Source organism: Pseudomonas sp. BTN1 (genome assembly GCF_001907715.1).
Lineage (GTDB): Bacteria > Pseudomonadota > Gammaproteobacteria > Pseudomonadales > Pseudomonadaceae > Aquipseudomonas > Aquipseudomonas paracarnis.
On sequence record NZ_MPBM01000024.1, the window covers coordinates 1 to 24,712 of the forward strand.

Below are 24,712 nucleotides of genomic sequence, written 5' to 3' on the forward strand. Positions count from 1 at the left end.
CCCGTCAAAGACGCCGCCCCCACCGGCACCCAGACCCTGTTGCGCGGCTTGGGGGTGGTGCAAGCGGTGGCGGCTGGTGCGCGGGATCTCAAGGAGATCGCCCGGCGCATTGGCACCACGCGCAGCACGACGCACCGCCTGGCCAGTTGCCTGGTGGACGAGCGTTACCTGCGTGTGGTGCCCCAGATCGGTTATCTGCTGGGGCCCAAGCTGATCGAGTTAGGGTTCCAGGCCCGTGAAGAGTTGCCCTTGGTGAACCTGGCGGTGCCTTACCTGGATGAATTGTCGGCGCTGACCGGCGATACCATTCACCTGGCGATTCGTGAGTACGACGAGGTGCTTTACCTGCACAAGAACCCCGGCCGCAATGGGCCGGAAATGCGCTCGCGGGTCGGCCATCGCATGCCGTTGGCGCGCACCGGTATCGGCAAGGCGTTGATGCTGGATGACTCGCCGCAGGAGTGGCAGCGCTTGTACGAGGAGAGCTTGCCGACGGCGGGCAAAAGCCTGCAATGGCCGCAGCACCCGGAGCAATCCTGGGCGCAGTTCGAACAGCGCATGCATGAGTATGTCGAGGGTGGCTACGCGTTTGACCTCGAAGACAACGAGCCTTCGATCCGCTGCGTGGCCGCACCGGTGCGCGATGCCAGCGGGCGCGTCGTCGCCGGCATCAGCATCGCCAGTACGGTGCCCTACATGCCGCTGGAGAAAATGGCCGAGCTGATTCCTGTGATCAAACAGGTCGCAGCCCGGCTGTCAGCGGAGTTGGGCGCCAAGGCCTGATCAGGCTTTGAGGCTTGCCATGTCGATGACAAAGCGGTACTTCACATCACCGGCAATCATGCGTGCGTAAGCTTCGTTGATCTGCCGGATGTCGAGCATCTCGATGTCGCAGGTGATGTTGTGCTCGGCGCAGAAATCCAGGACTTCCTGGGTTTCGGCAATGCCGCCGATCAGCGAGCCGGCCAAGACTTTACGGCCCAATACCAGCTTGGCGGCATTGACGGGCGGGTCCACCGGCTCGATCAGGCCGACCAGGATATGCACGCCGTCAAAGCGCAGCACATCGAGGTAGGGGTTCAGGTCGTGCTGCACCGGGATGGTGTCGAGCAGGAAGTCGAAGTGCCCGGCAGCAGCTTTCATCTGCTCGGCATCAGTGGACACGATCACATGGTCGGCGCCCTGGCGACGGCCTTCCTCGGCCTTGCTCGCCGAACGCGTGAACAGCGTCACTTCGGCGCCCATGGCCTTGGCGAACTTGATGCCCATGTGGCCCAGACCACCCATGCCGAGGATCCCGACTTTATCGCCGGCTTTCACGCCGTAGTGCTTGAGCGGCGAGTAAGTGGTGATACCTGCACACAGGATCGGCGCAGCGCTGGCCAGGTCGAGCTTGGCCGGGATCTTCACCACGAAATGTTCGCTGACCACGATGCTGTCGGAGTAACCGCCCATGGTGTTGCTGCCATCCACGCGGTCCGGCGTGGCATAGGTCATGGTCGGGCCCTCGAGGCAGTATTGCTCAAGGTCCGATTGGCAGGCTTCGCAGTGACGGCACGAGTCCACCATGCAGCCTACGCCCACCAGGTCGCCGACTTTATGGGCAGTCACATTGGCGCCGACGGCGGTGACCTTGCCGACAATTTCGTGGCCCGGCATCAACGGGTACACGGCGATGCCCCACTCGTTGCGAGCCTGGTGGATATCGGAGTGGCACACGCCGCAGTAGAGAATCTCGATGGCCACGTCATCGACGCGCGGGCTGCGGCGTTCAAATGACATCGGGGCGAGGGGCGTGGTGGCCGACTGGGCGGCGTAACCGATGGCGGTGTACATAGTAAACCTCACAAAAGCTTGGACTGCAGAGGTGGCGAATTCTGCGCGTCGGCCTGGGGGCGCGAACATGGCAAATGCTCCGAGTCTCATGCCTATTCGTCCGGCAGTGCCTGAGGTTTGGATATATTGGCCGCCAGACCTGCGATGATGCTGTCATCCCTTATTCGCGAAGTTTTTTGCCATGCTGTTGACCCGCCATTTGGACGCCAATGCCACGCTGGTTGCCTTGATCGAAGGGCTCACGCCCCGCGACGGTTTTTCCCCGACTCACTTGCCCGGTGTGCAGGTGCTGCGCGCCAGTTGCGATGTGGCGCGTGGGCCGCAGATCTATGAGCCAAGCCTGATGTTCGTGGCCCAGGGCAGCAAAGTCGCCTACCTTGGCCCCCGCACGCTGGAGTATGGCGCCGGGCATTACCTGATCCAGGCGATGCCGGTGCCGTTCGAATGCGAGACCTTTGCCATGGCCCCCGAGGCGCCGCTGTATGGCGTGACGGTAGGCATCGACCGCGTGGTGTTGGGCGAGTTGGTGATTGCCATGGGCATGCAGGCCGGGCCACCGCCGACCGCGCAGACCTTGGAATCGATGAGTTCGGTGGTGCTGGACGATGCGATGCGTGGCTGCGTCGAGCGGTTGTTGCAGTGCCTGCACGATCCGCTGGAAAGCCGGATCATGGGCCCGGCGCGGGTGCGCGAATTGTTGTTCACCGCCTTGCGTGGGCCTCAGGCGGATGTGTTGCGTGCGCTGGTGGAACAACAGGGGCAGTTTTCGCGCATCGCCACCTCATTGAATCACCTGCATGCCCATTACGCCGAGCCGCTGAATATCGAGACGTTGGCCGGATTTGCGCACATGAGTGCCTCGACCTTTCATGAGCATTTCAAACGCTGCACCTTGTTGTCACCGGTGCAGTACCTCAAGCGCTTGCGGTTATTGAAGGCCCAGCAGTTGCTGCTGGTGGAAGGCATGAGTGTGGCGCAGGCGGCGCACAAGGTGGGGTACCAGAGTACGTCGCAGTTCAGCCGGGAGTACAAACGCTATTTCCTGCGCAACCCAGGTGAAGAGCGGGCCGCCTGACACCACGAGGTCATTGTGGGAGCTGGCTTGCCTGCGATAACGGTGGGTCAGCCATACATTTGGCACCTGAAGGCCGCCATCGCAGGCAAGTCAGCGCCCACATTTTGATCGATGTCGCCCACAAAAAAGGCTCCCATCTCGGGAGCCTTTTTGGGTTAAGCGAACGACTTACATATTCGGGTAAGTCGGCCCACCCGCACCTTCCGGTGTCACCCAGGTGATGTTCTGCGAAGGGTCCTTGATGTCACAGGTCTTGCAGTGCACGCAGTTCTGGGCGTTGATCTGGAAGCGCTTCTCGCCGTCTTCCTTGGTCACCACTTCATACACGCCAGCCGGGCAGTAGCGCTGCGCCGGTTCATCGTAGAGCGGCAGGTTGGTGCCGATCGGGATGCTTGGGTCTTTGAGCTTCAAGTGGCACGGCTGCTCTTCTTCATGGTTGGTGCCAGAGATGAACACCGAGCTCAGCTTGTCGAAGCTCAACTTGCCGTCGGGTTTGGGGTAGTCGATCTTCTGGCTGTCTTTGGCCAGCTTCAGGCAGGCGTAGTCCGGCTTGGTGTCGTGCAGGGTGAAAGGGATCTTGCCGCCGAAAATGTTCTGGTCGAGCCAGTTGAAACCGCCGCCAATGATTGCGCCGAACTTGTGCACGGCCGGGCCGAAATTGCGGCTGGCGAACAGTTCCTCATACAGCCAGCTGGCTTTGAAGCTGTCGACATACGCGGTCAGTTCGTCGCCGCCCTCGGATTCGGCAAACAGGCGGTCGGCCACGGCGTCGGCGGCGAGCATGCCGGACTTCATCGCGGTATGGCTGCCTTTGATCTTGGCGAAGTTCAGGGTGCCCAGATCGCAACCGATCAGCGCGCCACCCTTGAAGACCATCTTCGGCAGCGAATTCAGGCCACCTTTGCAGATCGCGCGGGCGCCGTAGCTGACCCGCTTGCCGCCTTCCAGGTACTGGGCCAGCACCGGGTGGTGCTTGAGGCGCTGGAACTCATCGAACGGCGACAGGAAGGTGTTGCTGTAGGACAGGTCGACGATCAGGCCGACCACCACCTGGTTGTTTTCCAGGTGATAGAGGAACGAGCCACCGGTGTTCTCGTTACCCATGATGTCCAGCGGCCAACCGGCGGTGTGCACCACCAGGCCCGGCTGGTGCTTGGCTGGGTCGATTTCCCAGATTTCCTTCAGACCGATGCCGTAGTGCTGGGCGTCGGCGTCGCTGTCCAGGTTGAAGCGCTGGATCAGTTGCTTACCGATGTGGCCACGGCAGCCTTCGGCGAACAGCGTGTACTTGCCACGCAGTTCCATGCCCGGGGTGTACAGGCCGTCTTTTGGCTTGCCTTCACGGTCAACGCCAAGGTCGCCGGTGATGATGCCGCGTACCACGCCGTTCTCGTCGAACAGCGCTTCCTGGGCGGCGAAGCCTGGGTAGATTTCCACGCCCAGGTTCTCGGCCTGCTGGGCCAGCCAGCGGCACAGGTTGCCCAGGGAAATGATGTAGTTGCCTTCGTTGTGCATGGTCTTGGGCACAAAGAAGTCGGGCACCTTGGTGGAGGCTTCCGGGCTGCGCAGTACATAGATGTCATCGCGCACCACCGGGGTGTTGAGCGGGGCGCCGAGTGCTTTCCAGTCCGGGAACAATTCGTTCAGGGCACGGGGTTCAAACACGGCACCGGAGAGGATGTGGGCGCCGACTTCGGAGCCTTTCTCGACCACGCAGACGCTGATTTCCTTACCGGCTTCGGCGGCCTTCTGCTTCAGTCGGCAGGCGGCAGACAGGCCAGCCGGGCCAGCGCCGACGATGACCACGTCGAATTCCATGTATTCGCGTTCCACAGGCTATCTCCTACTCAAGGCTCAACAGGCTTTTTTTCTAATGGGTGGAGGTTCGGTGTGGTTCTGCGCGAAGGCAGCACCCACCTGTCTCTCTAGGTGGCGCATTATATATAGACCACTGACAGCGTCCAATACAAACGTTTGTTTGAATTGCCTGCAGCCTAGATAAATCAAAGCAACGGGGCTTATGACTGACCATTTTGCCGTATTGACCAGAATAGGCGTTCCGGTCAAGATACGGTCGGTTTTGCGCTTCCCGTAGGCAGACTGCAGGTTTCAAGAGCACGTCCAAAGACAGGCTGAAGGCAATAAAGGTGATGCGCCCCCCAACGTTGGAGCGCAGTTTACACGCCGCGATAAAGAATGACCTCTCAGTCACCACTGACGAACGGTCGTCATTTCCCGTGTGCAAGGCCACTGCCGAGGTCTTTGGAGGTGCCCTTGTGTGCCGATGAGCATCAACCGCCAGGTTCGCCTAGGCGACTTTCTTTTCACCGGAGAGTAACGAGGAATCCATGAAGGTTCTTGTAGCTGTCAAACGCGTTGTCGATTACAACGTGAAAGTTCGCGTCAAGGCGGACAATTCCGGCGTCGACCTTGCTAACGTCAAGATGTCGATGAACCCTTTCTGCGAAATCGCTGTGGAAGAAGCCGTACGCCTGAAAGAGAAAGGCGTGGCGACGGAAATCGTCGTGGTGTCCATCGGGCCGACCACTGCCCAAGAGCAGCTGCGTACCGCTCTGGCCCTGGGCGCCGACCGCGCCATTCTGGTGGAGTCTGCTGAAGAGCTGACCTCCCTGGCCGTTGCCAAACTGCTCAAGGCCGTTGTCGACAAGGAACAGCCTCAGCTGGTGATCCTGGGCAAACAAGCCATCGACAGCGACAACAATCAGACTGGCCAGATGCTGGCTGCACTGACCGGTTACGGCCAGGGCACCTTCGCTTCGAAAGTCGAAGTGAGCGGCGACAGCGTTGCGGTTACCCGTGAAATCGACGGCGGCGCGCAGACGGTTTCCCTGAAACTGCCGGCCATCGTCACCACCGACCTGCGTTTGAACGAGCCGCGTTATGCGTCCCTGCCAAACATCATGAAAGCCAAGAAGAAGCCTCTGGAGACGCTGACTCCGGACGCTTTGGGCGTTTCCACCGCCTCTACCAACAAGACCGTCAAAGTCGAAGCGCCGGCTGCACGCAGCGCGGGCATCAAGGTCAAGTCGGTGGCTGAACTGGTCGAGAAACTGAAAAACGAAGCGAAGGTAATCTAATCATGACTATCTTGGTAATCGCTGAACACGACAACAAGGTACTGGCCCCGGCCACCCTGAACACCGTGGCCGCTGCCGCTAAAATCGGTGGGGACATCCACGTGCTGGTTGCTGGTCAGGGCGCTGGCGCCGTGGCTGAAGCGGCTGCAAAAATCGCAGGCGTGAGCAAAGTCCTGAACGCTGACAATGCCGCTTATGCGCATCAGCTGCCGGAAAACGTTGCACCGCTGGTCGCCGAGCTTGGCGCTGGCTACAGCCACATCCTGGCCGCCGCTACCTCCAACGGCAAAAACATCCTGCCACGCGTTGCCGCGCAGCTGGACGTTGACCAGATCTCCGAGATCATCTCGGTAGAAAGCGCCGACACCTTCAAGCGCCCGATCTACGCCGGTAACGCCATCGCTACCGTGCAGTCCAACGCCTCGGTCAAGGTCATCACCGTGCGCGCCACCGGTTTCGACCCGGTTGCTGCCGAAGGTGGCTCGGCTGCCGTTGAAGCCGTCTCCGCTGCCCACGACGCTGGCACTTCCAGCTTTGTCGGCGAAGAGCTGGCCAAGTCGGACCGTCCTGAACTGACCGCTGCCAAGATCGTCGTTTCGGGCGGTCGTGGCATGCAGAACGGTGACAACTTCAAACACCTGTACGCCCTGGCCGACAAGCTGGGTGCTGCGGTCGGCGCTTCCCGCGCTGCTGTCGACGCAGGCTTTGTACCCAACGACATGCAGGTCGGCCAGACCGGCAAGATCGTTGCGCCACAGCTGTACATCGCCGTCGGTATCTCCGGCGCTATCCAGCACTTGGCCGGTATGAAAGATTCCAAGGTGATCGTTGCGATCAACAAGGACGAAGAAGCGCCGATCTTCCAGGTAGCCGATTATGGCCTGGTGGCGGACTTGTTCGAAGCCGTACCTGAATTGGAGAAGCTGGTCTAATCCAGCCACTTCACTTATAAAGAGCCCGGTCTTATGACCGGGTTTTTTTTTACTGATCGGGAGAGTCTTGCCATGCAACTGCGCCCCTGGGCCTTACTGTTGGGCCTTACGCTGCTGCCGAGCCTGACGCTCGCCGCCGGCAAGTGCGAGCGCCTGGTAATCACCGGCAGCCCGGACGCACCGCCTTTGCTCTGGCGCGACCCTCAGGACCCTACGCACCTGATCGGCGCGACCGCTGACGTGCTGCAACAAGTGGGCAAGGACCTCGGGCTGAAAATCGACCTGCTCTACGGTGGCAAACGCTCCCTGGCCCTGGATGAAGCGCGTAGCGGGCGCATGGACATTCTCGCCGACGCACCGCTGAATCTGGGTGAGCTGGACCACTTCGACTACATCCATCCGGCGCTGATGCAGACCGACTACCTGGTATGGACGCGCAAGGATTCAGCCGTGGTCTATTCCACCGCCGCCGATTTGCACGGCCACAAAGGCGCAGTCTCGGAACGTGCGCGCTTGAGCGCGGAGTTCGAAACCTTCGCCAGCCAGCAACTCAACCTGCAACGCCTGCCCAACTTGACGCCGGCCTTCCAGAAACTGCTGTTGGGTGAGGTGGACTACGTGCTGGCCGGGCGCTATTCCGGCATGGCCATGGCCCAGACCCTGGGCATGAGTAATGACCTGGTGGCCCATGCGGTGCCTGTCGATCAGCCTGGCCTGTACCTGGCGATTTCCCACAACTCGGCCTGCAATGATCCTTGGCTTCGCGGACAGCTGACGAAAAAGATGACAGAATTGCCCGCCTCCGGTGCCGCTCAAGCCGCGCTGCAGCGCAATCTGGAGCGTTGGAAAGCGCAACTGCAACAACCTGTCGGCACCCCAACAAAGTAGGGATTTACAGTGATTTTTCGAGCTCTTTTCGCGGCCCTTGCCGTTGTCGCGCTGGCGGGATGCGCAACCGATCCTGCGCCGATCGAACAAATGCGCCTGACCCAGCAAGCCTTGGAACAAGCCACCGCGGTCGGGGCCAACACCGATGAATCCCCCGAACTGAAGCTGGCCGAAGAAAAATTCGCCCGGGCCAAGGGCAACATGGCCGACCAATCCTACAAACGTGCGCGTATGCGCGCCGAGCAGGCTGAGTTGGACGCGCGCCTGGCCGAGGCCAAAGTGCTGACCGGCAAGAGCCAGGAACAATTGAACGTGCTCAATACCCGTATCACTCGCCTGCGTAAGCAACTGCAGTTGGGAGACGCACAATGAGCCCGATGATCCGTAGTTTGAGCTGTGTACTGCTGCTGGGCGGCGCGGCCTTGGGCGGCTGTGCCAGCCAACCCACGAGCGAGCAGGCGTTGCAGCAGGCCGGCGATGACTTTCAAAAGGTCAAGGAAGACGCCAACGTACTGCGCTTCGCCCCCAAGGACGTGATCCGCGCCGGCGAGTCCCTGGCCCGCGCCGATCGCCTGTCCAGCTACTGGGGCAGCGGCGCGGATGTGGTGCATTACGCTTACCTGAGCCAGCGTTACAGCGCCATCGCCCGAGAGCACACCCAGCAGGGCCTGAATGCCGAACGCGGCACTCAACTGGAGTTGGAGCGTCAGCGCCTGCAACTGGCCTTGCGCGAAAACAAGCTGGCCAGCGTGCAACAGCAGGGCAAGTGGGTTGAAGCGCAAATCGCCAGCCTCACCACCCAGACCGATCGTGGCCTGGTGATGACCCTGGGGGACGTACTGTTCGACACCGGCGAAGCTGAACTGCAGAACTCGGCCAACCGCACGGTGCTCAAGATCGTGCAATTTCTGCAACTGAACCCCAAGCGTCGGGTGCGCATCGAGGGCTACACCGACAACACCGGTGGCGAGCAGGAAAACCTGAAACTGTCCCGCGACCGTGCTCAATCGGTGGCCGATCTGTTGATGGACCTGGGTATTGATGACAAGCGCATCGAGGTCGAGGGTTATGGCGACCAATACCCGGTGGAAGCCAATGCCTCCGAGCGTGGTCGTGCACAGAATCGCCGAGTGGAAATTGTGTTCTCTGACGAGAAGGGCCAATTGGGCGCAGCACGCTAAAGTCTGACGCAGATCCAAATTGTGGGAGCGGGCTTGCCCGCGAATGCGGTGGCTCAGTACCGAATGTACTGATTGACACACCGCTTTCGCGGGCAAGCCCGCTCCCACATTTCGTTTCGGCGATGCCCACCCCAGCTCCCCCGCAGTTTTTACTGTCACTCCCGCCCGCGCTCGACTATTGTGGCAACTGTCCCCGTACACTTCTAAACTGTGCCGGTATGTATGTTTCACACAAAAATAAAATGCCCGTGAAATCGAGTGCTGCGTCATGACCAATCTGTTGCTTTACCAACGTATTGCCCAGCAACTGGCTGAAGACATCCGGCGCGGTGTCTACCAACCGGGGGAGCGCGTGCCGTCGGTGCGCAAGATGAGTTCCCAGCTCAATGTGAGCCATGCCACGGTGCTGCAGGCCTACGCCAACCTGGAAGACCAGGGGCTGATCCGGGCGCGGCCGCAGTCGGGCTATTACGTGCACCAGACGCCAGCACTCACGGCGCCTACGCCTGATATCGCACGGGTCGAGCGCCCAGGGTTGGTCACCCGTAGCAGTATCATCCAGCAGGTGCTGGTCGAGTCGCGCCGCGAAGGGGTGTTTCCCTTGGGCGCGGCGGTGCCGAGTGTCGACTACCTGCCGGTGCGGGCACTGCATCAGCAGTTGGCCAAGGTCACGCGTTTCCAGAGCCCACGGGCCTTCAGCTACATGTTCAGCCCTGGCTTTGAACCATTGCGGCGCCAGGTGGCGATCCGTATGCGCGATGCGGGCGTGGTGGTGGACCCTTCCGAAGTGGTGATCACCCACGGCTGTGTCGATGCATTGCAAATGTCGTTGCGCGTGCTGACGCGCCCTGGCGACCTGATCGCGGCTGAATCACCCACCTATTACGGCCTGCTGCAATTGGCTGATCTGCTGGGCCTCAAGGTGATCGAGATCCCCAGCGACCCCGCCACAGGCATGAGCCTGGAAGCCCTGCAACTGGCCGCCAACCAATGGTCGATCAAGGCGCTGGTGTTGACCACGCGCCTGAGTAATCCGCTGGGCGGCACCATGCCGGAGGAGCGGCAGAAACAGTTGCTGCGCCTGGCCTCGGACTTCGATATCCAGATCGTCGAAGATGACATTTACGGCGAGTTGATGTTCGAACTCGGCCGCACCAAAGCCCTCAAGGCCTACGACCGCCTCGACCGGGTAATCTATTGCTCAAGCTTTTCCAAGACCTTGTCGCCGGGCGTGCGCATTGGTTGGATGATTGCCGGCAAGTACCAGCAGGAAATCCAGCGCCTGCAGATGTTCAGCACGCATTCTGCTTGCAGCGTCACGCAGATGGGCGTCGCGGCCTATCTGGAAAACGGTGGCTACGACCGTCATTTGCGCTACATCCGCCAGGAATACCGCAAGAACCTCAGTGCCTTCCAATTGGCGGTGCAGCAGTATTTCCCCGAAGGCACCCAGATGACCCGCCCGACCGGCGGCTTTATCTTGTGGGTCAGTTTGCCGGGGCGGGTCAATACTCAGGAACTGCATGTGCGTGCCCTGCAACAAGGCATCAGCATTGCGCCAGGGCTGATTTTCAGTAATACCGAACAGTTCAACCACTGTATTCGCCTCAATTGCGGCACGCCGTGGAACCGTGAGGCGGAGAGGGCGTTGATGACCCTGGGAATGCTTGCCAGCCAGCTGTGCCAGGAGGCCGCAGCGGGTTTTTGAGGCGAGCAAAAGGGCACAAGACTGATCTGTGCCCTTGTCATGCCGCGCACAACAAGCGAGCATATGGCCTTCTGCCGTTAATGCTGTTGGCGATATGACTTCTATTTTTCGCGTTACGTTGATGCTTGGTCTGCTGAGCCTGTGCAATGCCGGCAGCGTGCTGGCTGCAGCGCCGGTGGCTGAAGGCAAGCCTGCTGTCGGTGCCGAGCAAAAGACCTCAGCCAAGCAGCCAGCGCCTGCGAAAAAAGCCCCCGCCGCACAAAAGAAAGCCGCCTCGACCAAAAAGCGTGCACCCGTGGCGAGCAAGTCCAAGTCGGCCCATGAAGTCGCCCAGACCAAACTGCCACCGGCACAGTTGGACCTGTCCCTGCCTTCGGACATGGTCAGGCACTTGCAACCCATCGGTACCATGCCCAAGCCCAAGAGTGTGCCCTTGCTGCCGCCAATGTTTGGCGAAAAGCCCACCGACAACAGCGCGTTTCAGATCAACGGCCGCTTGCTCAGCAATGAGATGAAGCTGCAACTGCGTAACGAAGAGCGCCGTGATGTTGAAGGCGCTGCGCTGGATTTCGAATTCAAGCAATAAACTTTCGCACCACAGGTGACCCAGGTCGCCGACCATCTGTCGCAGACTGGTCGGTCACTTTTGTTTTGTGCGAAAAACGCCTGTTGGGCCATTTTAAAACGTCTGTTTAAGGGCGTACTCTAGCCCGGCCATCCCTATTGAGTCGTCGAGGACCTGCTGGTCATGAAATGCCGTGAAGGCTGTGGCGCATGCTGCATTGCCCCCTCCATCAGTTCACCGTTGCCGGGAATGCCCAATGGCAAGCCCGCTGGCGTTCGCTGCGTGCACTTGTCGGTGGAACAACTGTGCCAGTTGTTCGGTCAACCGCAGCGGCCAGCCGTATGCAGTGATTTCAAGGCCGATATTGAGGTGTGCGGCAATGACCAGGCCGATGCCATTCGCCTGATCGGTTGGTGGGAACAGATGACGGCGGCTTGATGGGCTTTACTATCGGAACTTCAACAATAAGGAATACAACGATGGGTTCGCTGAAACGAGTGGCTGTACTGTGCGGTTTTACGCTGTTGTTGGCGGCTACTGCCCAGGCTGAGGATTGGCAAGTCGCCAAGGACGAAGACGGTATCAAAGTCTCCCTGAGCGAGATTGCTGGTTCCAAGTACAAGGCGTATCGCGGTGTGACGGTGATCAAGGCGCCTTTGGCCAAGGTCCAGGCGCTGCAGGAAGATGTGGCCGGTGCTTGCGCATGGATCCATGAATGCAAATCCCAGCAACTCGTCGATAAGAAAGGTGACGAGGCCTGGACCTACACCCAGTTCAAGGCCCCGTTCCCCGTGACGGACCGCGACTCGTACATCCACGTCACCACCACCAAAGCCGCTGACGGCACGGTCACGCGCAAACTGGAAGGTGTGCCGACCTACAAGCCAGAAGCAAAAGGCTACGTGCGGGTTGCCCAGGTGGACGGTTTCTGGAAACTGGTGCCAAAGGGCGATAACCAGACCGAAGTCACCTACCAGGTACACACCGAGCCAGGCGGCAGCGTACCTTCGTGGCTGGCCAACAAGTTCGTGGTGGAAGCGCCGTTCAATACCTTGAAAGCCTTGAAAGAACACGCTGAAAAATAAGTGCAGTTGATCCGGTGCCTCCGGGCTTGAGCGGAACGTTTTGCGCGCCGCCAAGGTCCAGATACTTGTAAGCCCACCTATGGGTTTTATCGAGGAGGCACCGATGCAAACGTGGCAAATTACCTTCGTTGATGATCACGGTGAAAAGTCCGTGCAGCAGTTCACCTGCGAACAAAAGCCCAGCCTCGAAGACGCTGCGCATATGATTCGTGCGAAGCTGGTGCCGATTGCTGCCGAACTCGATCTCAATGACCTGGAAGGCCGTAAACCCGAGCCGACGGTCAAGATTCTCAAAGACCAGAACAGTATCCAGATTCTCGATATTTCTCCCTCCGTCTAAACATTTTTCACACGCCACACGAGCACCTCTGGTGGAGGTGATAGCTTCGCGCTACTCTGCAATCGAGATCAGCGAATGAATCGCTAAGGTCTGGTCTTGTCAGCTACATGCTTGTTTTCCTGCGGCGTTGTTATGCCGTGGTGCCCGCGCCAGCAGGGCGCGGGGCTTCAGGAAGCACGGAAAGTCTATCCATCGGTTTGAGGAGGACGTTTCATGAGCACAGCCTATCAAGAAGACATCAGCACCAACGTACTGCGCCGCATGAAAGAAGGCGGCTTTGACTTCTCGCGTTTTCACCCCATCGAGTTCTACGCCATTTTCCCGGATGAGGAACGGGCGCGCAGGGCGGCGGGTCGATTTCGTGGGGAGTCCCTCAATGCCCAGGTCAGCGCGCGCGACGATGGCGCCTGGTACCTGGAACTGAGCAAAATCATGTTCGCAACCTACGACGGCATAGGAGATTTCGAGCAAGACTTTGAAGCAGTGGTCGAGCCCCTGGGAGGGATCATCGAAGGATGGGGCGTCAAGCAGGAGGTGCGTGGGTTACCCATGTAGTTGGTATTTATGAGCACCACAGCGTATCGGCTGACCTTTGGGTCGGCCGATTTTGTTTGGACGGCGTTTTACGTGCAAAAAAAAGCCACCCGGATAGGGTGGCGGAAAGGGAAGCTCAAGGGAGTAGATCAGTACACGAAGTAACACGATATCGCTTGCACAAAAGGTTTCGCTGTAGGACATCTCCTGTTCAGCCAATGGAGGTGATTATCCGCAGCGCCAGCCGGGCAGTGAAATCAACTCTGGCTATGCTGTTGATAGTCAAAGACCGCATTGCAATGAGGCGCGCGACGTGACCCAAGCCATTGTGCGCACCAGGACGGTGCGAGGAATGCGCTTGGATTATTCAACTGGTTGATTATTAAGTGTTTATGCCGCTGGCACGGGCCTTGCGAAGGTTCTTGCGTCCGGGTGACAAGGAGTACGGCATGATCCGCACTTATTACGATGAAATGTACGATGGGGCAGGGCAGGTTCGCCCCCATTATCGCGAGTTCGCCCGTTGGCTGGCCGACACCCCTGCCGAACTGCTGGCCCAGCGCCGGCGTGAAGCCGATTTGCTGTTCCACCGCGCCGGTATCACCTTCACCCTCTACGGGGACGAACAAGGCACCGAGCGCCTGATCCCCTTCGACACCATCCCCCGCAGCATTCCAGCGAGTGAATGGCGGATTGTCGAGCGCGGCTGCATCCAGCGGGTCAAGGCGCTGAACCTGTTCCTCGCCGACCTGTACCACGATCAACGCATCATCAAGGCCGGCATCATCCCCGCCGAACAGGTACTGGCCAACGAGCAATACCAGTTGGCAATGCAGGGCCTGGATTTGCACCGCGATATCTATTCGCACATCTCCGGGGTCGACCTCGTACGCGATGGCGACGGCACGTACTACGTGCTCGAGGACAACCTGCGCACGCCCAGCGGTGTCAGCTACATGCTTGAAGACCGCAAAATGATGATGCGTCTGTTCCCCGAGCTGTTCGCGGCCCAGCGCATCGCGCCCATCGACCATTACCCCAACCTGCTGCTCGACACCCTCAAAAGCGCCAGCCCCCTGGATAACCCCAGTGTGGTGGTACTGACGCCCGGGCGTTTCAATAGCGCGTTCTTCGAACATGCCTTCCTGGCTCGGGAAATGGGTGTGGAATTGGTAGAAGGTGCGGATTTGTTCGTGCGCGATGACCGTGTGTTCATGCGCACCACCGACGGGCCCAAGGCTGTCGATGTGATCTACCGTCGCCTTGATGATGCGTTCCTTGACCCGCTGGCCTTCAACCCGGACTCCATGCTCGGTGTGCCCGGCCTGCTCGCCGCCTACCGTTGCGGCAATGTGGTGCTGGCCAACGCCATTGGCACCGGGGTTGCGGACGACAAATCTGTGTATCCGTTCGTCACCGAGATGATTCGCTTCTACCTCGACGAAGAGCCGATCCTGCAGAACGTTCCGACCTTCCAATGCCGTAAGCCTGACGAATTGTCCCACGTACTGGCCAACCTGCCCGAGCTGGTGGTCAAGGAAACCCAGGGTTCCGGTGGTTACGGCATGTTGGTTGGACCGGCGTCTACCACGGCAGAAATCGAAGCGTTCCGGGCACGTATCAAGGCCAAGCCACACGCTTATATCGCGCAGCCGACCCTGTGCTTGTCTACCTGCCCGACTTTTGTCGAGAACGGCATCGCCCCGCGCCACATAGACCTGCGCCCTTTCGTGTTGTCCGGCAAGGAGACCCGCGTGGTACCGGGTGGCCTGACCCGCGTGGCGCTGCGCGAAGGCTCGCTGGTGGTCAACTCGTCCCAGGGCGGCGGAACCAAGGACACCTGGGTGGTCGAGGGCTGATGCCATGTTGAGTAGAACTGCCTCGGATTTGTACTGGATGTCGCGCTACCTGGAGCGCGCCGAAAACCTCGCGCGCATGCTCGATGTCAGCTATTCGCTGTCGCTGATGCCCCAGGACGGGCGCGGCGATGGCCTGCACGAGTTGGCCATGCCGCTGTTGATCACCGGCACCCTGGAGGATTACCACGAGCGCCATGGCCCCTTGCACGCTGAACGCTTGCTGCACTTTTTTGCCCTGGACGCGGCCAACCCGGCGAGCATCTACAGCTGTCTGGGTGCGGCGCGGGCCAGCGCTCACGCTGTACGTGGGCGAATCACCGCCGACATGTGGGAAAACATCAATGCCACTTGGCTGGACATACGCGATATCGCCCAGCAGGGCCTGAGCCATTACGGCATGAGCCGGTTTTGTGAGTGGGTCAAGGAGCGCTCCCATCTGTTTCGGGGCGCCACTTACGGCACTATCATGCGCAACGATGCCTTCCGCTTTATTCGCCTGGGCACCTTTATCGAGCGCGCCGATAACACCCTGCGCTTGCTCGATGCCCGCTACGAAATGGCCGGCGAACACGCGGCGGTCGTCAGCGATGGCACGGCTCACGCGTATTACCAATGGAGTGCGTTGCTGCGCGCACTGTCGTCATTCGAGGCGTACACCGAGATTTATCGCGATGCCCCGGGGGCTCGGCAGGTCGCTGAGCTGCTGCTGTTACGCGCGGATGTGCCGCGTTCGCTGCGCGCTTGCAGCGAAGAGATCGACCAGATCCTCGCCAGCCTGCCCGGCATCAACGGCCGCCCGGCCCAGCGCCTGGCCGCCGAGATGGATGCGCGCCTGCGCTTTACCGCCATCGACGAAATCCTCGAGGAAGGCCTGCATGCCTGGCTGACCGACTTTATCCCCTTGGTCCGCCAGTTGGGCGACGCCATCTACAGTTCCTACCTGGAGGCGGCATGAGACTCTCCATCAGCCACGACACTACCTACCACTACGAAGACCAGGTGCGCGCCAGCATCCAGTACCTGCGCCTGACGCCCCATGACAGCGAGCGCCAACACGTGCTGAGCTGGCAACTCGACCTGCCGCGCCCGGTGCGGGCACAGGTGGACCCCTTCGGCAATATCTTGCATGTGCTCACGCTGGACGAACCCCACGACGCCATCATCATCGGCGCCCGGGGCGTGGTGGAGATCGATGAATTGCGCGAGGCCGAACACGAAAGTCAGTCTGCCTTTCCGTTCCTGCGCTCCACGCGCCTCACCGAGCCCGACGACGCTCTGCGCGGGTTTGCCGGGCAACACTGCCATCAGCGTCGCGACCGCACGGCGCTTATCGACTTGATGCACGCGCTTAACCACACCATGGTCTACACCCCCGGTGCGACCGACGTCGATACCTGCGCCGCCCAGGCCTTTGCAGGTGCAGCAGGGGTGTGCCAGGACCACACCCATGCGTTCCTGGCCTGCGCACGCAGCCTGGGGATCCCTGCGCGGTATGTGTCGGGGTATCTGTATACCGAAGACAGCACGCACCTGGCCAGCCATGCCTGGGCCGAAGCCTGGCTGGATGACGCCTGGTACAGCTTTGACGTGACCAACCAACTGGCGCGGCCGGAGCGGCACTTGAAGCTGGCCGTGGGCCTGGACTACCTCGACGCCTGCCCGGTCCGGGGCATGCGCCGTGGCGGTGGGCATGAGCAGATGCATGCCAAGGTATTCGTGGCGCCGCAGCAATGACCGATAACGGTAGGGGCGAGCTTTGATCGTTCCCACGCTCTGCGTGGGAATGCAGCCGAGGACGCTCCGCGTCCCAAAGCGTGACGCAGAGCATCACAAGAGGCGTTCCCACGCGGAGCGTGGGAACGATCGATGCTCTCAGGGTTTTCGCGAGCAAGCTCGCTCCTACAACTTGCGGCCCGCCATATGCCGCAAATACCCCACCAGCAAATCCAACTCATTGTCTGGCAATACACTCGCTGTAAACGCCGGCATCTTCGCCTGTGGCCACTGCCTCAGGCTTTGCGGGTCGCGGATGTAACGCTTGAGGAAATCCCCGCTGAAATACTCGGTGGGGTTGTAGGGCACATTCAGGTCCGGCCCCATCTGGGCATCACCGCCGCCATTGAGGCGATGGCACGCCAGGCAGTTCTTCTGGAACAACGCAAAGCCCTGGTTGATCGGGGCGTTCGCCGCCAGCTTCGGGTCGGGCAATAACGCCGGGAAACGCTCGCCAACCGTCTGCAACTGCTTGAATTTCGATACCTGGAACGGCCACTGTTCGGGGCTGATATGCCCGGCTTGAGGGTTGGTCCAGACCAGATAGAACGGCCCGGCGCTGGGCTTGCCCTGTGCCAGCGGTGGCCATGGATGGGCCGGGTCTTCCACGGCCAGCCAGGCGCGGGCGCCGTTTTTTTCCAGTAACGGCGCGGCGGCAAGTTCGGCGGCAAAACCATCAAGGGCAACGGCTTGCAGGTGGTTCGCAGATTTAAGGCCCGGTAAGAGCACCGCCAGGGGCACCGCACGATAGGTCATAGTGCGCTTGTAGGACACATCATCGACGATCTGCACCGTCTGAGCGTCGGGGTGCTTGAGCAACTCGGCGGTCTGCCAGGTCTTTTGGCTGTGGTCCAACTCGATGGTCAACTGTGCCGCCGCCGCGGGCAGGCTCAGCAGCAGGGCAAAAAGGGCGAGGATCGGTTTCAAGGCACAGGCCCGTTGCGAGAGAGTGAGGGCGCACACGATAACGGAAAACGGCAGGTAAAAAGACAGCCCCTGCAAAACAGGAGCGCTAAGCGCAATGTCCTGGCAGGTGCTGCCAAAAACTGCAGGCCTGGTGCGGTGTGTGCACGCAAGCGGGGAGTGTCACCCAATAACCTTGGTTAAATTGGGCAAGATCAGAATCAAGGTGGTGGCGAACAGAATAAGTCCCGCCTGACGTACTTTCGATTGTTTGAACATGGCTGACTGCCTTTTCTTTTGTTGTTATTCCTGAGCGTCAAATGCGTGCTGGTTTATTTCAGTATCGCGAGGTGACGTTGCACTTTTCTTACAACTGTTCCAGCAAAACCCGGCAACAGCGTCTTACAGATTCAACCTTAGAGCGCCCGTTCTTTCTGGCTTAGACTCATTTCATATCAGCTAAGAAGTATTTGCGCTAAAAACGGCATGAGGCTTATTGCCATCTTGGCGCCAGCCCTAGGGCTAGACAGCTAAAACGATTAATCAGGCATTTCCCGTAGGAACCTACCGTTCGTCCGAGCGAGGGGGTCAAAAGCAATGAGCGCATCCGTCATTGAAACCGTGTCAATCGGGCCTAAGGTAGGAGCACACACCCACAGCGGTTCGAGGATGTCATGACCCAAGCTTTGATTTTTGATGCGATACGCACGCCCCGGGGTAAGGGCAAGGCCGACGGTGCCCTGCACAGCGTCAAGCCGGTAAACCTGGTGGCTGGCTTGCTCACGGCGCTGGCGCAGCGCAGCGACCTCGACACTCGCCAAGTGGATGACATCGTCCTGGGCTGCGTCACGCCCGTTGGCGACCAGGGCGCCGATATCGCCAAGACCGCCGCGCTGGTGGCCGACTGGGATGTCAGTGTGGCCGGTGTGCAGGTCAATCGCTTCTGCGCGTCGGGCCTGGAAGCGGTGAACCTGGGGGCGATGAAGGTGCGTTCCGGCTTCGAAGACCTGGTGGTTGTTGGCGGCGTCGAGTCCATGTCCCGCGTGCCCATGGGCAGCGATGGCGGCGCCTGGGTACTCGACCCGCAAACCAATATGCACAGCCACTTCACGCCCCAAGGCATTGGCGCCGACCTGATTGCCACCCTGGAAGGCTTCACGCGCCAGGATGTCGACGCCTTTGCCCTACAGTCCCAGCAGAAAGCAGCCAGGGCGCGGGCAGACGGTTCCTTCAATAAGTCGCTAATCGCGGTGCACGACCAGAACGGCATCGTGCTGCTGGACCATGACGAATTTATCCGCGGCGACTCAACCCTCGAGGGCTTGGGCAAGCTCAAGCCGAGCTTCGAAATGATGGGCCAGATGGGCTTCGACGCCACCGCGTTGCGGGTCTATAGCCACGTGGAGCGCATCCACCATGTGCACACGCCGGGCAACAGTTCCGGCATTGTGGATGGCGCCGCGTTGATGCTGATCGGTTCCGAGGCCAAAGGCCGCGAGCTGGGCCTGCAACCGCGGGCGCGTATTGTCGCCACGGCGGTGACCAGTACCGACCCGACGATCATGCTCACCGGCCCCGCGCCGGCCACTCGCAAGGCGCTGGCCAAGGCCGGCCTGCGGGTCGAGGACATCGACCTGTTCGAAGTCAACGAAGCCTTCGCTTCGGTCGTGCTCAAGTTCATCAAGGACATGGGTATCGACGCCGCACGGGTCAATGTCAACGGCGGCTCCATCGCCATGGGCCACCCCTTGGGCGCCACCGGCTGCGCGATTCTCGGCACCTTGCTCGACGAGCTGGAGGCGCGCCAGCAACGCTACGGCCTGGCCACTTTATGCGTCGGCGGTGGCATGGGTATCGCCACCATCATCGAACGTCTCTGAGCCTAAGGAATTTGTCATGACCGATGCCATTCGTTACGAAAAAGGCCAGGACCAGATCGTGGTGCTGACCCTCGACATGCCCGGCCAGAGCGCCAACACCATGAACGCCGCCTACCGTGAAGCCATGGCGGCCACCCTCACGCGCCTGGAAGCTGAAAAGGACGAGATCGCCGGGGTGGTGATCACCTCGGCCAAGAAGACCTTTTTTGCCGGGGGCGACCTCAATGAGCTGATCAAGGTCGATAAAGCCCACGCCAAGGCGTTCTACGACAGTGTCTTGGTATTGAAAGCGCAATTACGCCGCCTGGAAACCCTCGGCAAACCGGTGGTGGCCGCGATCAATGGCGCGGCCCTGGGCGGCGGTTGGGAAATTTGCCTGGCCTGCCATCACCGGGTCGCGCTGGACGACAAGTCCGTGCAACTGGGCTTGCCGGAAGTCACCCTTGGCCTGTTGCCAGGGGGCGGCGGCGTGGTGCGCATGGTGCGCATGCTCGGCCTGGAAAAAGCCTTGCCGTATTTGCTCGAAGGCAAAAAGGTGCGGCCCGCCCAGGCCCTGCAAGCGGGCCTGATTGATGAGCTGGCGGCAGATCGCGAGGCATTGTTGGCTCAGTCCCGTGCCTGGGTTCTGGCTAATCCCGACGTTAGGCAACCCTGGGACAACAAGGGCTACGCGATTCCCGGCGGCACGCCGTCCCACCCTAAAGTCGCGCAAATGCTCGCCATTGCCCCATCGATTTTGCGTAGCAAGACCCAAGGCTGCTTCCCTGCGCCGGAGAAAATCCTCTGTGCGGCGGTCGAGGGCGCCCAGGTGGACCTCGACACCGCGCACCTGATCGAAACCCGCTACTTCACCGAACTGGTGACCGGGCAAGTGGCAAAAAACATGATCGGCACCTTCTGGTTCCAGCTCAACCAAATCAACGCCGGCAGCTCGCGCCCGCAGGGCTTTGCGCCTTATGTAACGCGCAAAGTCGGTGTGCTCGGCGCCGGGATGATGGGCGCGGGCATCGCCTATGTCAGTGCCTGTGCGGGTATCGAGGTGGTGCTCAAAGACATCACCCTGGCCGCCGCTGAAAAAGGCAAAGCCCATTCGGCCGCATTGCTGGACAAGAAAGTCAGCCGTGGGCAATTGACCGCCGAACAGCGCGAAACCACCCTGGCGCGCATTCATCCTACTCAGGATGACGCCGGCCTGGCCGGCTGCGACCTGATCATCGAGGCCGTATTCGAAGACCGCGCACTCAAGGCCAAGGTCTCGGCCGCGGCGCAAAGTGTGGTGGGGGCCGACGCGGTGATCGCCTCCAACACCTCCACCTTGCCCATCAGCGGCTTGGCCACGGCGGTGCCCGATCAAGCCAAGTTCATCGGCCTGCACTTCTTCAGCCCCGTGGACAAGATGGCCCTGGTGGAAATCATCAAGGGGGCGCGCACCAGCGACGAAACCCTGGCCCGAGGGTTTGACTTCGTACTGCAAATCAAGAAAACCCCGATTGTGGTCAACGACAGTCGCGGCTTTTTCACCTCGCGGGTATTCGGCACCTTTACCAACGAAGGCATCGCCATGCTCGGCGAAGGCGTGGCCGCGCCGATGATCGAGACCGAAGCGCGCAAGGCCGGCATGCCGGTGGGGCCGTTGGCGGTGTCCGATGAAGTGTCCCTCAGCCTGATGAGCCATATCCGACAGCAAACGGCCAAGGACCTGCAGGCCGAAGGCAAGGCCATGCCGAACCATCCGGCGACGGCGGTGATTGATCTGTTGGTGAACGAATACAAGCGCACGGGCAAGGCGGCCGGCGGTGGTTTTTACGACTATCCCGCTGGAGGCCAGAAGCACCTGTGGCCTGAGCTGAAAACCCGGTTTGAACAGCCCGACGAGCAAATCTCACCTCAGGACGTGCGCGACCGCTTGTTGTTTATCCAAGCCATCGAAACCGTGCGCTGTGTGGAGGAGGGCGTGTTGATGTCCACGGCGGATGCCAACGTTGGTTCAATCTTCGGCATCGGCTTTGCCGCGTGGAGTGGCGGCGCGTTGCAGTTTATCAACCAGTACGGGCTGAACGACTTCATCGCCCGCGCCCGCTACCTGGCAGAGCAGTATGGGGAGCGCTTCTCGCCGCCGACGTTGTTGTTGGAAAAAGCCGCAAAAGGCGAGCGGTTTTAGACGTTTCACTGTAGGAGCGAGCTTGCTCGCGAAAAACGCACAGGCAACGCTTTTATCCAGGATACCTGCGTTATCGTTGACGTTCTTCGCGAGCAAGCTCGCTCCTCCAGTGAGTGTGGGCGCCCATTGAGGGCTTGCTTTGAAGGTGTATTTCAAGGCAGGCTCTGGGGTGTGCAATATTCCCATCGCCGTGTCAGGTATTTTTTATGTCGCTACGCGTCTGCATCCTGGAAACCGATATTCTGCGCCCCGCTTTGATCGATGAGTACCAAGGCTATGGGCAGATGTTCAAGCGCCTGTTCGCCAAGCAACCGATTGCCGCCGAGTTTGTGGTCTACAACGTGGTGCAGGGCGAGTACCCACCGGATGACGAAGTGTTTGACGCGTACCTGATCACCGGCAGCAAGGCTGATTCGTTCGGTACCGACCCCTGGATCCAGACGCTCAAGACCTACCTGCTCACGCGTTATGAGCGCGGCGACAAGCTGCTGGGCGTGTGCTTCGGCCATCAGTTGCTCGCGCTGCTCTTGGGCGGCAAGGCCGAACGTGCCAGCCAGGGCTGGGGCATGGGCACCCACGCTTACAAGCTGGATGCCAAGACGCCATGGATGAGCCCCGAGGTGCCGGAGCTGACGCTATTGATCAGCCACCAGGACCAAGTCACCACCTTGCCAGAAAATGCCACCGTGATCGCCTCGAGCGAATTCTGCCCGTTTGCCGCGTATCACATTGGCGACCAAGTGCTGTGCTTCCAGGGCCATCCGGAGTTTGTTCACGACTATTCCCGTGAGTTGCTGGAAATACTTCAGACAACCCTGGGTGAAAAGGTCTACAGCAACGGCGTGGCCAGCCTGGAGCGCGACCACCACGGCGTGACCGTGGCGGAGTGGATGATGCGCTTTGTCGCGCACCAGCCTGAAGCCAAGGCTTAAAGCCATCCCGAACGCTTGAAACTTGCCCATAAACCGGTACAGCCCAAGGTAATAAAACCGAGCACCGCAAAATAGCCGTAGTGCCATTGCAGCTCGGGCATGTTCTGGAAGTTCATCCCGTAAATCCCCGCCACCGCCGTGGGGAACGCCAGGATCGCCGCCCACGCGGCGAACTTGCGCTGCACCACACTCTGGCGCGAAGCCTCCAGCAGCACACCGATCTCGATGGTCTGGCTGGCGATGTCGCGCAGGGTGGTGAGGTCTTCCATTTGCCGCGTCACGTGGATTTGCACATCCCGGAAATACGGGCGCATGTTCTTGTCGATAAACGGGAAGCTCAGCTTCTGCAACTCCTGGCTGATCTCCACCATCGGCGCCACGTGCCGCTTGAGCCGTAACACATCGCGGCGCAGGCCGTGGAGGTGCTGGATATCGCGCTCGTTGAGCGAACTGCACAGCACGTTACGCTCCAACTCATCAATCTCGGCGTGGATCGCCTCGCTCACCGGCTGGTAGTTTTCAGTGACAAAATCCAGCAACGCATAGAGTACGAAATCTTCCCCATGCTCCAGCAACAACGGGCGCGCCTCACAGCGTTGGCGCACAAAGCCGTAGGACGCCGAGTGACCGTTGCGTGCGGTTATGATGTAGCCGTTGCCGGCAAAAATATGGGTTTCGATAAACTCCAGCTTGCCGTTCTCGCGCACCGGTGAGTAGGTGACGATAAACAGCGCGTCGCCGAAGGTTTCCAGCTTCGGGCGGCTGTGTTTTTCCATGGCGTCTTCAATCGCCAGCTCGTGCAGGTTGAACTGGCGTTGCAGGTTGTTCAATTCCTGGGCGCTGGGTTCTTCCAGGCCGATCCACACAAAGTGCCCAGGTTTGGCGGCCCAGGCCGCGCCTTCATCGAGAGTGATATCCGAGACTTTCTTACCGGCGCTATAGACGGCAGCCGCAACAACTCTACCCATGGTGCTGATCACTTCTTATCAAGAGGACAGATGTTGGGCAGCTTAGCCTGAATGGCGTTCCGTTGTTGCTGGCTGATATCACTGATCGTTCCCACGCTCTGCGTGGGAATGCCGCCCTTGACGCTCCGCGTCACTCTAAGCGTGCGCCTACGCGCATTGCAGTTCGCGGTCCATCTGTGCAATGCACTCATTCATCTGCGTCTGACACGTCAGCAGCAACTGAGGGATGTCATCCACCGTCAAGCCACAGGTAGGAATCGGCGGCAACGAGCGTATCAGCACACTGCCACTGTCCCAACGATTGAGCTTCATCTGCGTCACGTAATTGCTGACGCACACCTGCACGATAGGTACACCGGCCGCAATCGCCATATGAAACGCGCCTTTCTTGAACGGCAACAACCCTTTGCCCAGGTTGCGCGTACCTTCCGGGAACACCCAGATCGACGTGTCTTCATGCTGCAAGGTATGCGTGGTGGTCAGCATCGCCCGCCGCGCCTTGTGTGCATTGCCACGATCAATCAGCACATTGCCCGCCAGCCAGAACAGCTGGCCGAACAGCGGTACCCATTTCAGGCTTTTCTTGGCGATGCAGACCGTGCGATGCGGCACTACATTGCCGAACACAAACAAATCGTAATTGGACTGATGGTTGGCGATCACCACGCAGGTACCGGGCTTGTCGCGCAGCGAGTCGACGTCGGTCTTCACGTTCAAGCCCAGGATCCGCATGGCCGGCAACGCATAGAGGCGAGCGCAGAGACGGCTGTTGTCCGGGTTGAACGGCCGGCACACACCGACCAGCACACCCAGCACGCCAGCGATCATAAAATGCAGGCTCATCAACAACATACGCAACAGAAAAAGCATCGACACGGCCCATCGGGATAAAAGGTGGCGCAGTGTACGGATGTGCACTGTATTCGGCAATTGCCCCTACAGACGTAGGAGATAGCCGATGTTTAAGCGCATGTTTCCACATGGGCCGATAACG

24 protein-coding genes are annotated in these 24,712 nt (G+C 60.1%); 19 read left to right on the forward strand and 5 right to left on the reverse strand.

The features are described 5' to 3' along the window. Positions 1-783: IclR family transcriptional regulator (locus tag BMH52_RS10410; RefSeq protein ID WP_073843625.1), on the forward strand; the 783-nt coding region annotated here is incomplete at its 5' end. On the opposite strand, the gene BMH52_RS10415 is transcribed toward BMH52_RS10410, so the two are convergent. Next, positions 784-1,836, reverse strand: coding sequence for an NAD(P)-dependent alcohol dehydrogenase (locus BMH52_RS10415; protein WP_014719540.1), 1,053 nt, complete (start codon positions 1,834-1,836; stop codon positions 784-786). Positions 1,837-2,017: 181 nt separating this feature from the next. Between BMH52_RS10415 and BMH52_RS10420 the strand changes: the two genes are divergently transcribed. Further along, entirely contained in the window at positions 2,018-2,911 is an 894-nt protein-coding gene (locus BMH52_RS10420) for an AraC family transcriptional regulator (RefSeq protein WP_003193483.1), read from the forward strand. A 168-nt stretch (positions 2,912-3,079) separates the two neighbouring features. Here BMH52_RS10420 and BMH52_RS10425 read toward each other — a convergent pair whose 3' ends face one another. Next, positions 3,080-4,744, reverse strand: coding sequence for an electron transfer flavoprotein-ubiquinone oxidoreductase (locus BMH52_RS10425; RefSeq protein ID WP_020301874.1), 1,665 nt, complete (start codon positions 4,742-4,744; stop codon positions 3,080-3,082). 515 nt (positions 4,745-5,259) lie between these two features. On the opposite strand from BMH52_RS10425, the gene BMH52_RS10430 reads away from it, so the two are divergent. From BMH52_RS10430 to BMH52_RS10495, 14 genes are all read left to right on the forward strand, one after another. Then, positions 5,260-6,009: an electron transfer flavoprotein subunit beta/FixA family protein gene (locus BMH52_RS10430; protein WP_014719538.1), complete on the forward strand. Its 750-nt coding sequence runs from the start codon at positions 5,260-5,262 to the stop codon at positions 6,007-6,009. 2 nt (positions 6,010-6,011) lie between these two features. Continuing rightward, positions 6,012-6,941 carry an electron transfer flavoprotein subunit alpha/FixB family protein gene (locus tag BMH52_RS10435; protein ID WP_034120769.1) on the forward strand — a complete coding sequence of 310 codons (930 nt, stop codon included), beginning with the start codon at positions 6,012-6,014 and terminating at the stop codon, positions 6,939-6,941. 72 nt (positions 6,942-7,013) lie between these two features. Continuing rightward, positions 7,014-7,829 carry an ABC transporter substrate-binding protein gene (locus BMH52_RS10440; RefSeq protein WP_073843627.1) on the forward strand — a complete coding sequence of 272 codons (816 nt, stop codon included), beginning with the start codon at positions 7,014-7,016 and terminating at the stop codon, positions 7,827-7,829. A gap of 9 nt (positions 7,830-7,838) precedes the next feature. Next, entirely contained in the window at positions 7,839-8,201 is a 363-nt protein-coding gene (locus BMH52_RS10445; RefSeq protein ID WP_014719535.1) for a DUF4398 domain-containing protein, read from the forward strand. Then, on the forward strand, positions 8,198-9,010 hold the full coding sequence (locus tag BMH52_RS10450; protein ID WP_019820595.1) for an OmpA family protein: 813 nt from the start codon (positions 8,198-8,200) through the stop codon (positions 9,008-9,010). Before BMH52_RS10445 ends, BMH52_RS10450 begins: the two co-directional genes overlap by 4 nt. Positions 9,011-9,278: 268 nt before the next feature. Then, positions 9,279-10,718, forward strand: coding sequence for a PLP-dependent aminotransferase family protein (locus BMH52_RS10455; protein ID WP_003193472.1), 1,440 nt, complete (start codon positions 9,279-9,281; stop codon positions 10,716-10,718). A gap of 94 nt (positions 10,719-10,812) precedes the next feature. Beyond that, entirely contained in the window at positions 10,813-11,304 is a 492-nt protein-coding gene (locus BMH52_RS10460) for a hypothetical protein (RefSeq protein WP_014719533.1), read from the forward strand. Between the two features lie 162 nt (positions 11,305-11,466). Further along, positions 11,467-11,721, forward strand: a complete 255-nt coding sequence (locus tag BMH52_RS10465; RefSeq protein WP_073843630.1) for a YkgJ family cysteine cluster protein — start codon at positions 11,467-11,469, stop codon at positions 11,719-11,721. 41 nt (positions 11,722-11,762) lie between these two features. Further along, positions 11,763-12,368 carry an START domain-containing protein gene (locus tag BMH52_RS10470; protein ID WP_060767362.1) on the forward strand — a complete coding sequence of 202 codons (606 nt, stop codon included), beginning with the start codon at positions 11,763-11,765 and terminating at the stop codon, positions 12,366-12,368. Between the two features lie 103 nt (positions 12,369-12,471). After that, the gene (locus BMH52_RS10475; RefSeq protein WP_014719530.1) at positions 12,472-12,708 is read left to right on the forward strand and encodes a hypothetical protein; all 237 of its coding nucleotides are present in this window, start codon (positions 12,472-12,474) and stop codon (positions 12,706-12,708) included. A gap of 213 nt (positions 12,709-12,921) precedes the next feature. Continuing rightward, positions 12,922-13,263: a ribonuclease E inhibitor RraB gene (locus BMH52_RS10480; protein WP_003193463.1), complete on the forward strand. Its 342-nt coding sequence runs from the start codon at positions 12,922-12,924 to the stop codon at positions 13,261-13,263. A 428-nt stretch (positions 13,264-13,691) separates the two neighbouring features. Then, positions 13,692-15,101 (forward strand): circularly permuted type 2 ATP-grasp protein, encoded by a 1,410-nt coding sequence (locus BMH52_RS10485; protein ID WP_019820591.1) that lies wholly within the window; start codon positions 13,692-13,694, stop codon positions 15,099-15,101. Between the two features lie 4 nt (positions 15,102-15,105). Further along, positions 15,106-16,056: an alpha-E domain-containing protein gene (locus BMH52_RS10490; RefSeq protein WP_019820590.1), complete on the forward strand. Its 951-nt coding sequence runs from the start codon at positions 15,106-15,108 to the stop codon at positions 16,054-16,056. Then, positions 16,053-16,835 carry a transglutaminase family protein gene (locus tag BMH52_RS10495; protein ID WP_032901589.1) on the forward strand — a complete coding sequence of 261 codons (783 nt, stop codon included), beginning with the start codon at positions 16,053-16,055 and terminating at the stop codon, positions 16,833-16,835. Before BMH52_RS10490 ends, BMH52_RS10495 begins: the two co-directional genes overlap by 4 nt. 165 nt (positions 16,836-17,000) lie before the next feature. Here BMH52_RS10495 and BMH52_RS10500 read toward each other — a convergent pair whose 3' ends face one another. Then, a complete protein-coding gene (locus tag BMH52_RS10500; protein WP_073843754.1) occupies positions 17,001-17,801 on the reverse strand; it encodes a cytochrome c in 801 nt (266 codons plus the stop codon). A gap of 650 nt (positions 17,802-18,451) precedes the next feature. On the opposite strand from BMH52_RS10500, the gene BMH52_RS10505 reads away from it, so the two are divergent. The 3 genes from BMH52_RS10505 (at position 18,452) to BMH52_RS10515 (ending at position 22,750) form a co-directional block, all read left to right on the forward strand. Further along, on the forward strand, positions 18,452-19,657 hold the full coding sequence (locus BMH52_RS10505; RefSeq protein ID WP_014719525.1) for an acetyl-CoA C-acetyltransferase: 1,206 nt from the start codon (positions 18,452-18,454) through the stop codon (positions 19,655-19,657). A 16-nt stretch (positions 19,658-19,673) separates the two neighbouring features. Then, a complete protein-coding gene (locus tag BMH52_RS10510; RefSeq protein ID WP_073843632.1) occupies positions 19,674-21,818 on the forward strand; it encodes a 3-hydroxyacyl-CoA dehydrogenase NAD-binding domain-containing protein in 2,145 nt (714 codons plus the stop codon). 206 nt (positions 21,819-22,024) lie between these two features. Beyond that, complete coding sequence (locus BMH52_RS10515; RefSeq protein WP_014719523.1) at positions 22,025-22,750, forward strand: amidotransferase; 726 nt, start codon at positions 22,025-22,027, stop codon at positions 22,748-22,750. Here BMH52_RS10515 and BMH52_RS10520 read toward each other — a convergent pair. Beyond that, complete coding sequence (locus BMH52_RS10520) at positions 22,747-23,718, reverse strand: magnesium and cobalt transport protein CorA (RefSeq protein ID WP_003193449.1); 972 nt, start codon at positions 23,716-23,718, stop codon at positions 22,747-22,749. The two genes, BMH52_RS10515 and BMH52_RS10520, sit on opposite strands and share 4 nt — an antisense overlap. Before the next feature lie 147 nt (positions 23,719-23,865). Continuing rightward, positions 23,866-24,588: a 1-acylglycerol-3-phosphate O-acyltransferase gene (locus BMH52_RS10525; RefSeq protein WP_073843634.1), complete on the reverse strand. Its 723-nt coding sequence runs from the start codon at positions 24,586-24,588 to the stop codon at positions 23,866-23,868. Positions 24,589-24,712: the final 124 nt, after the last annotated feature.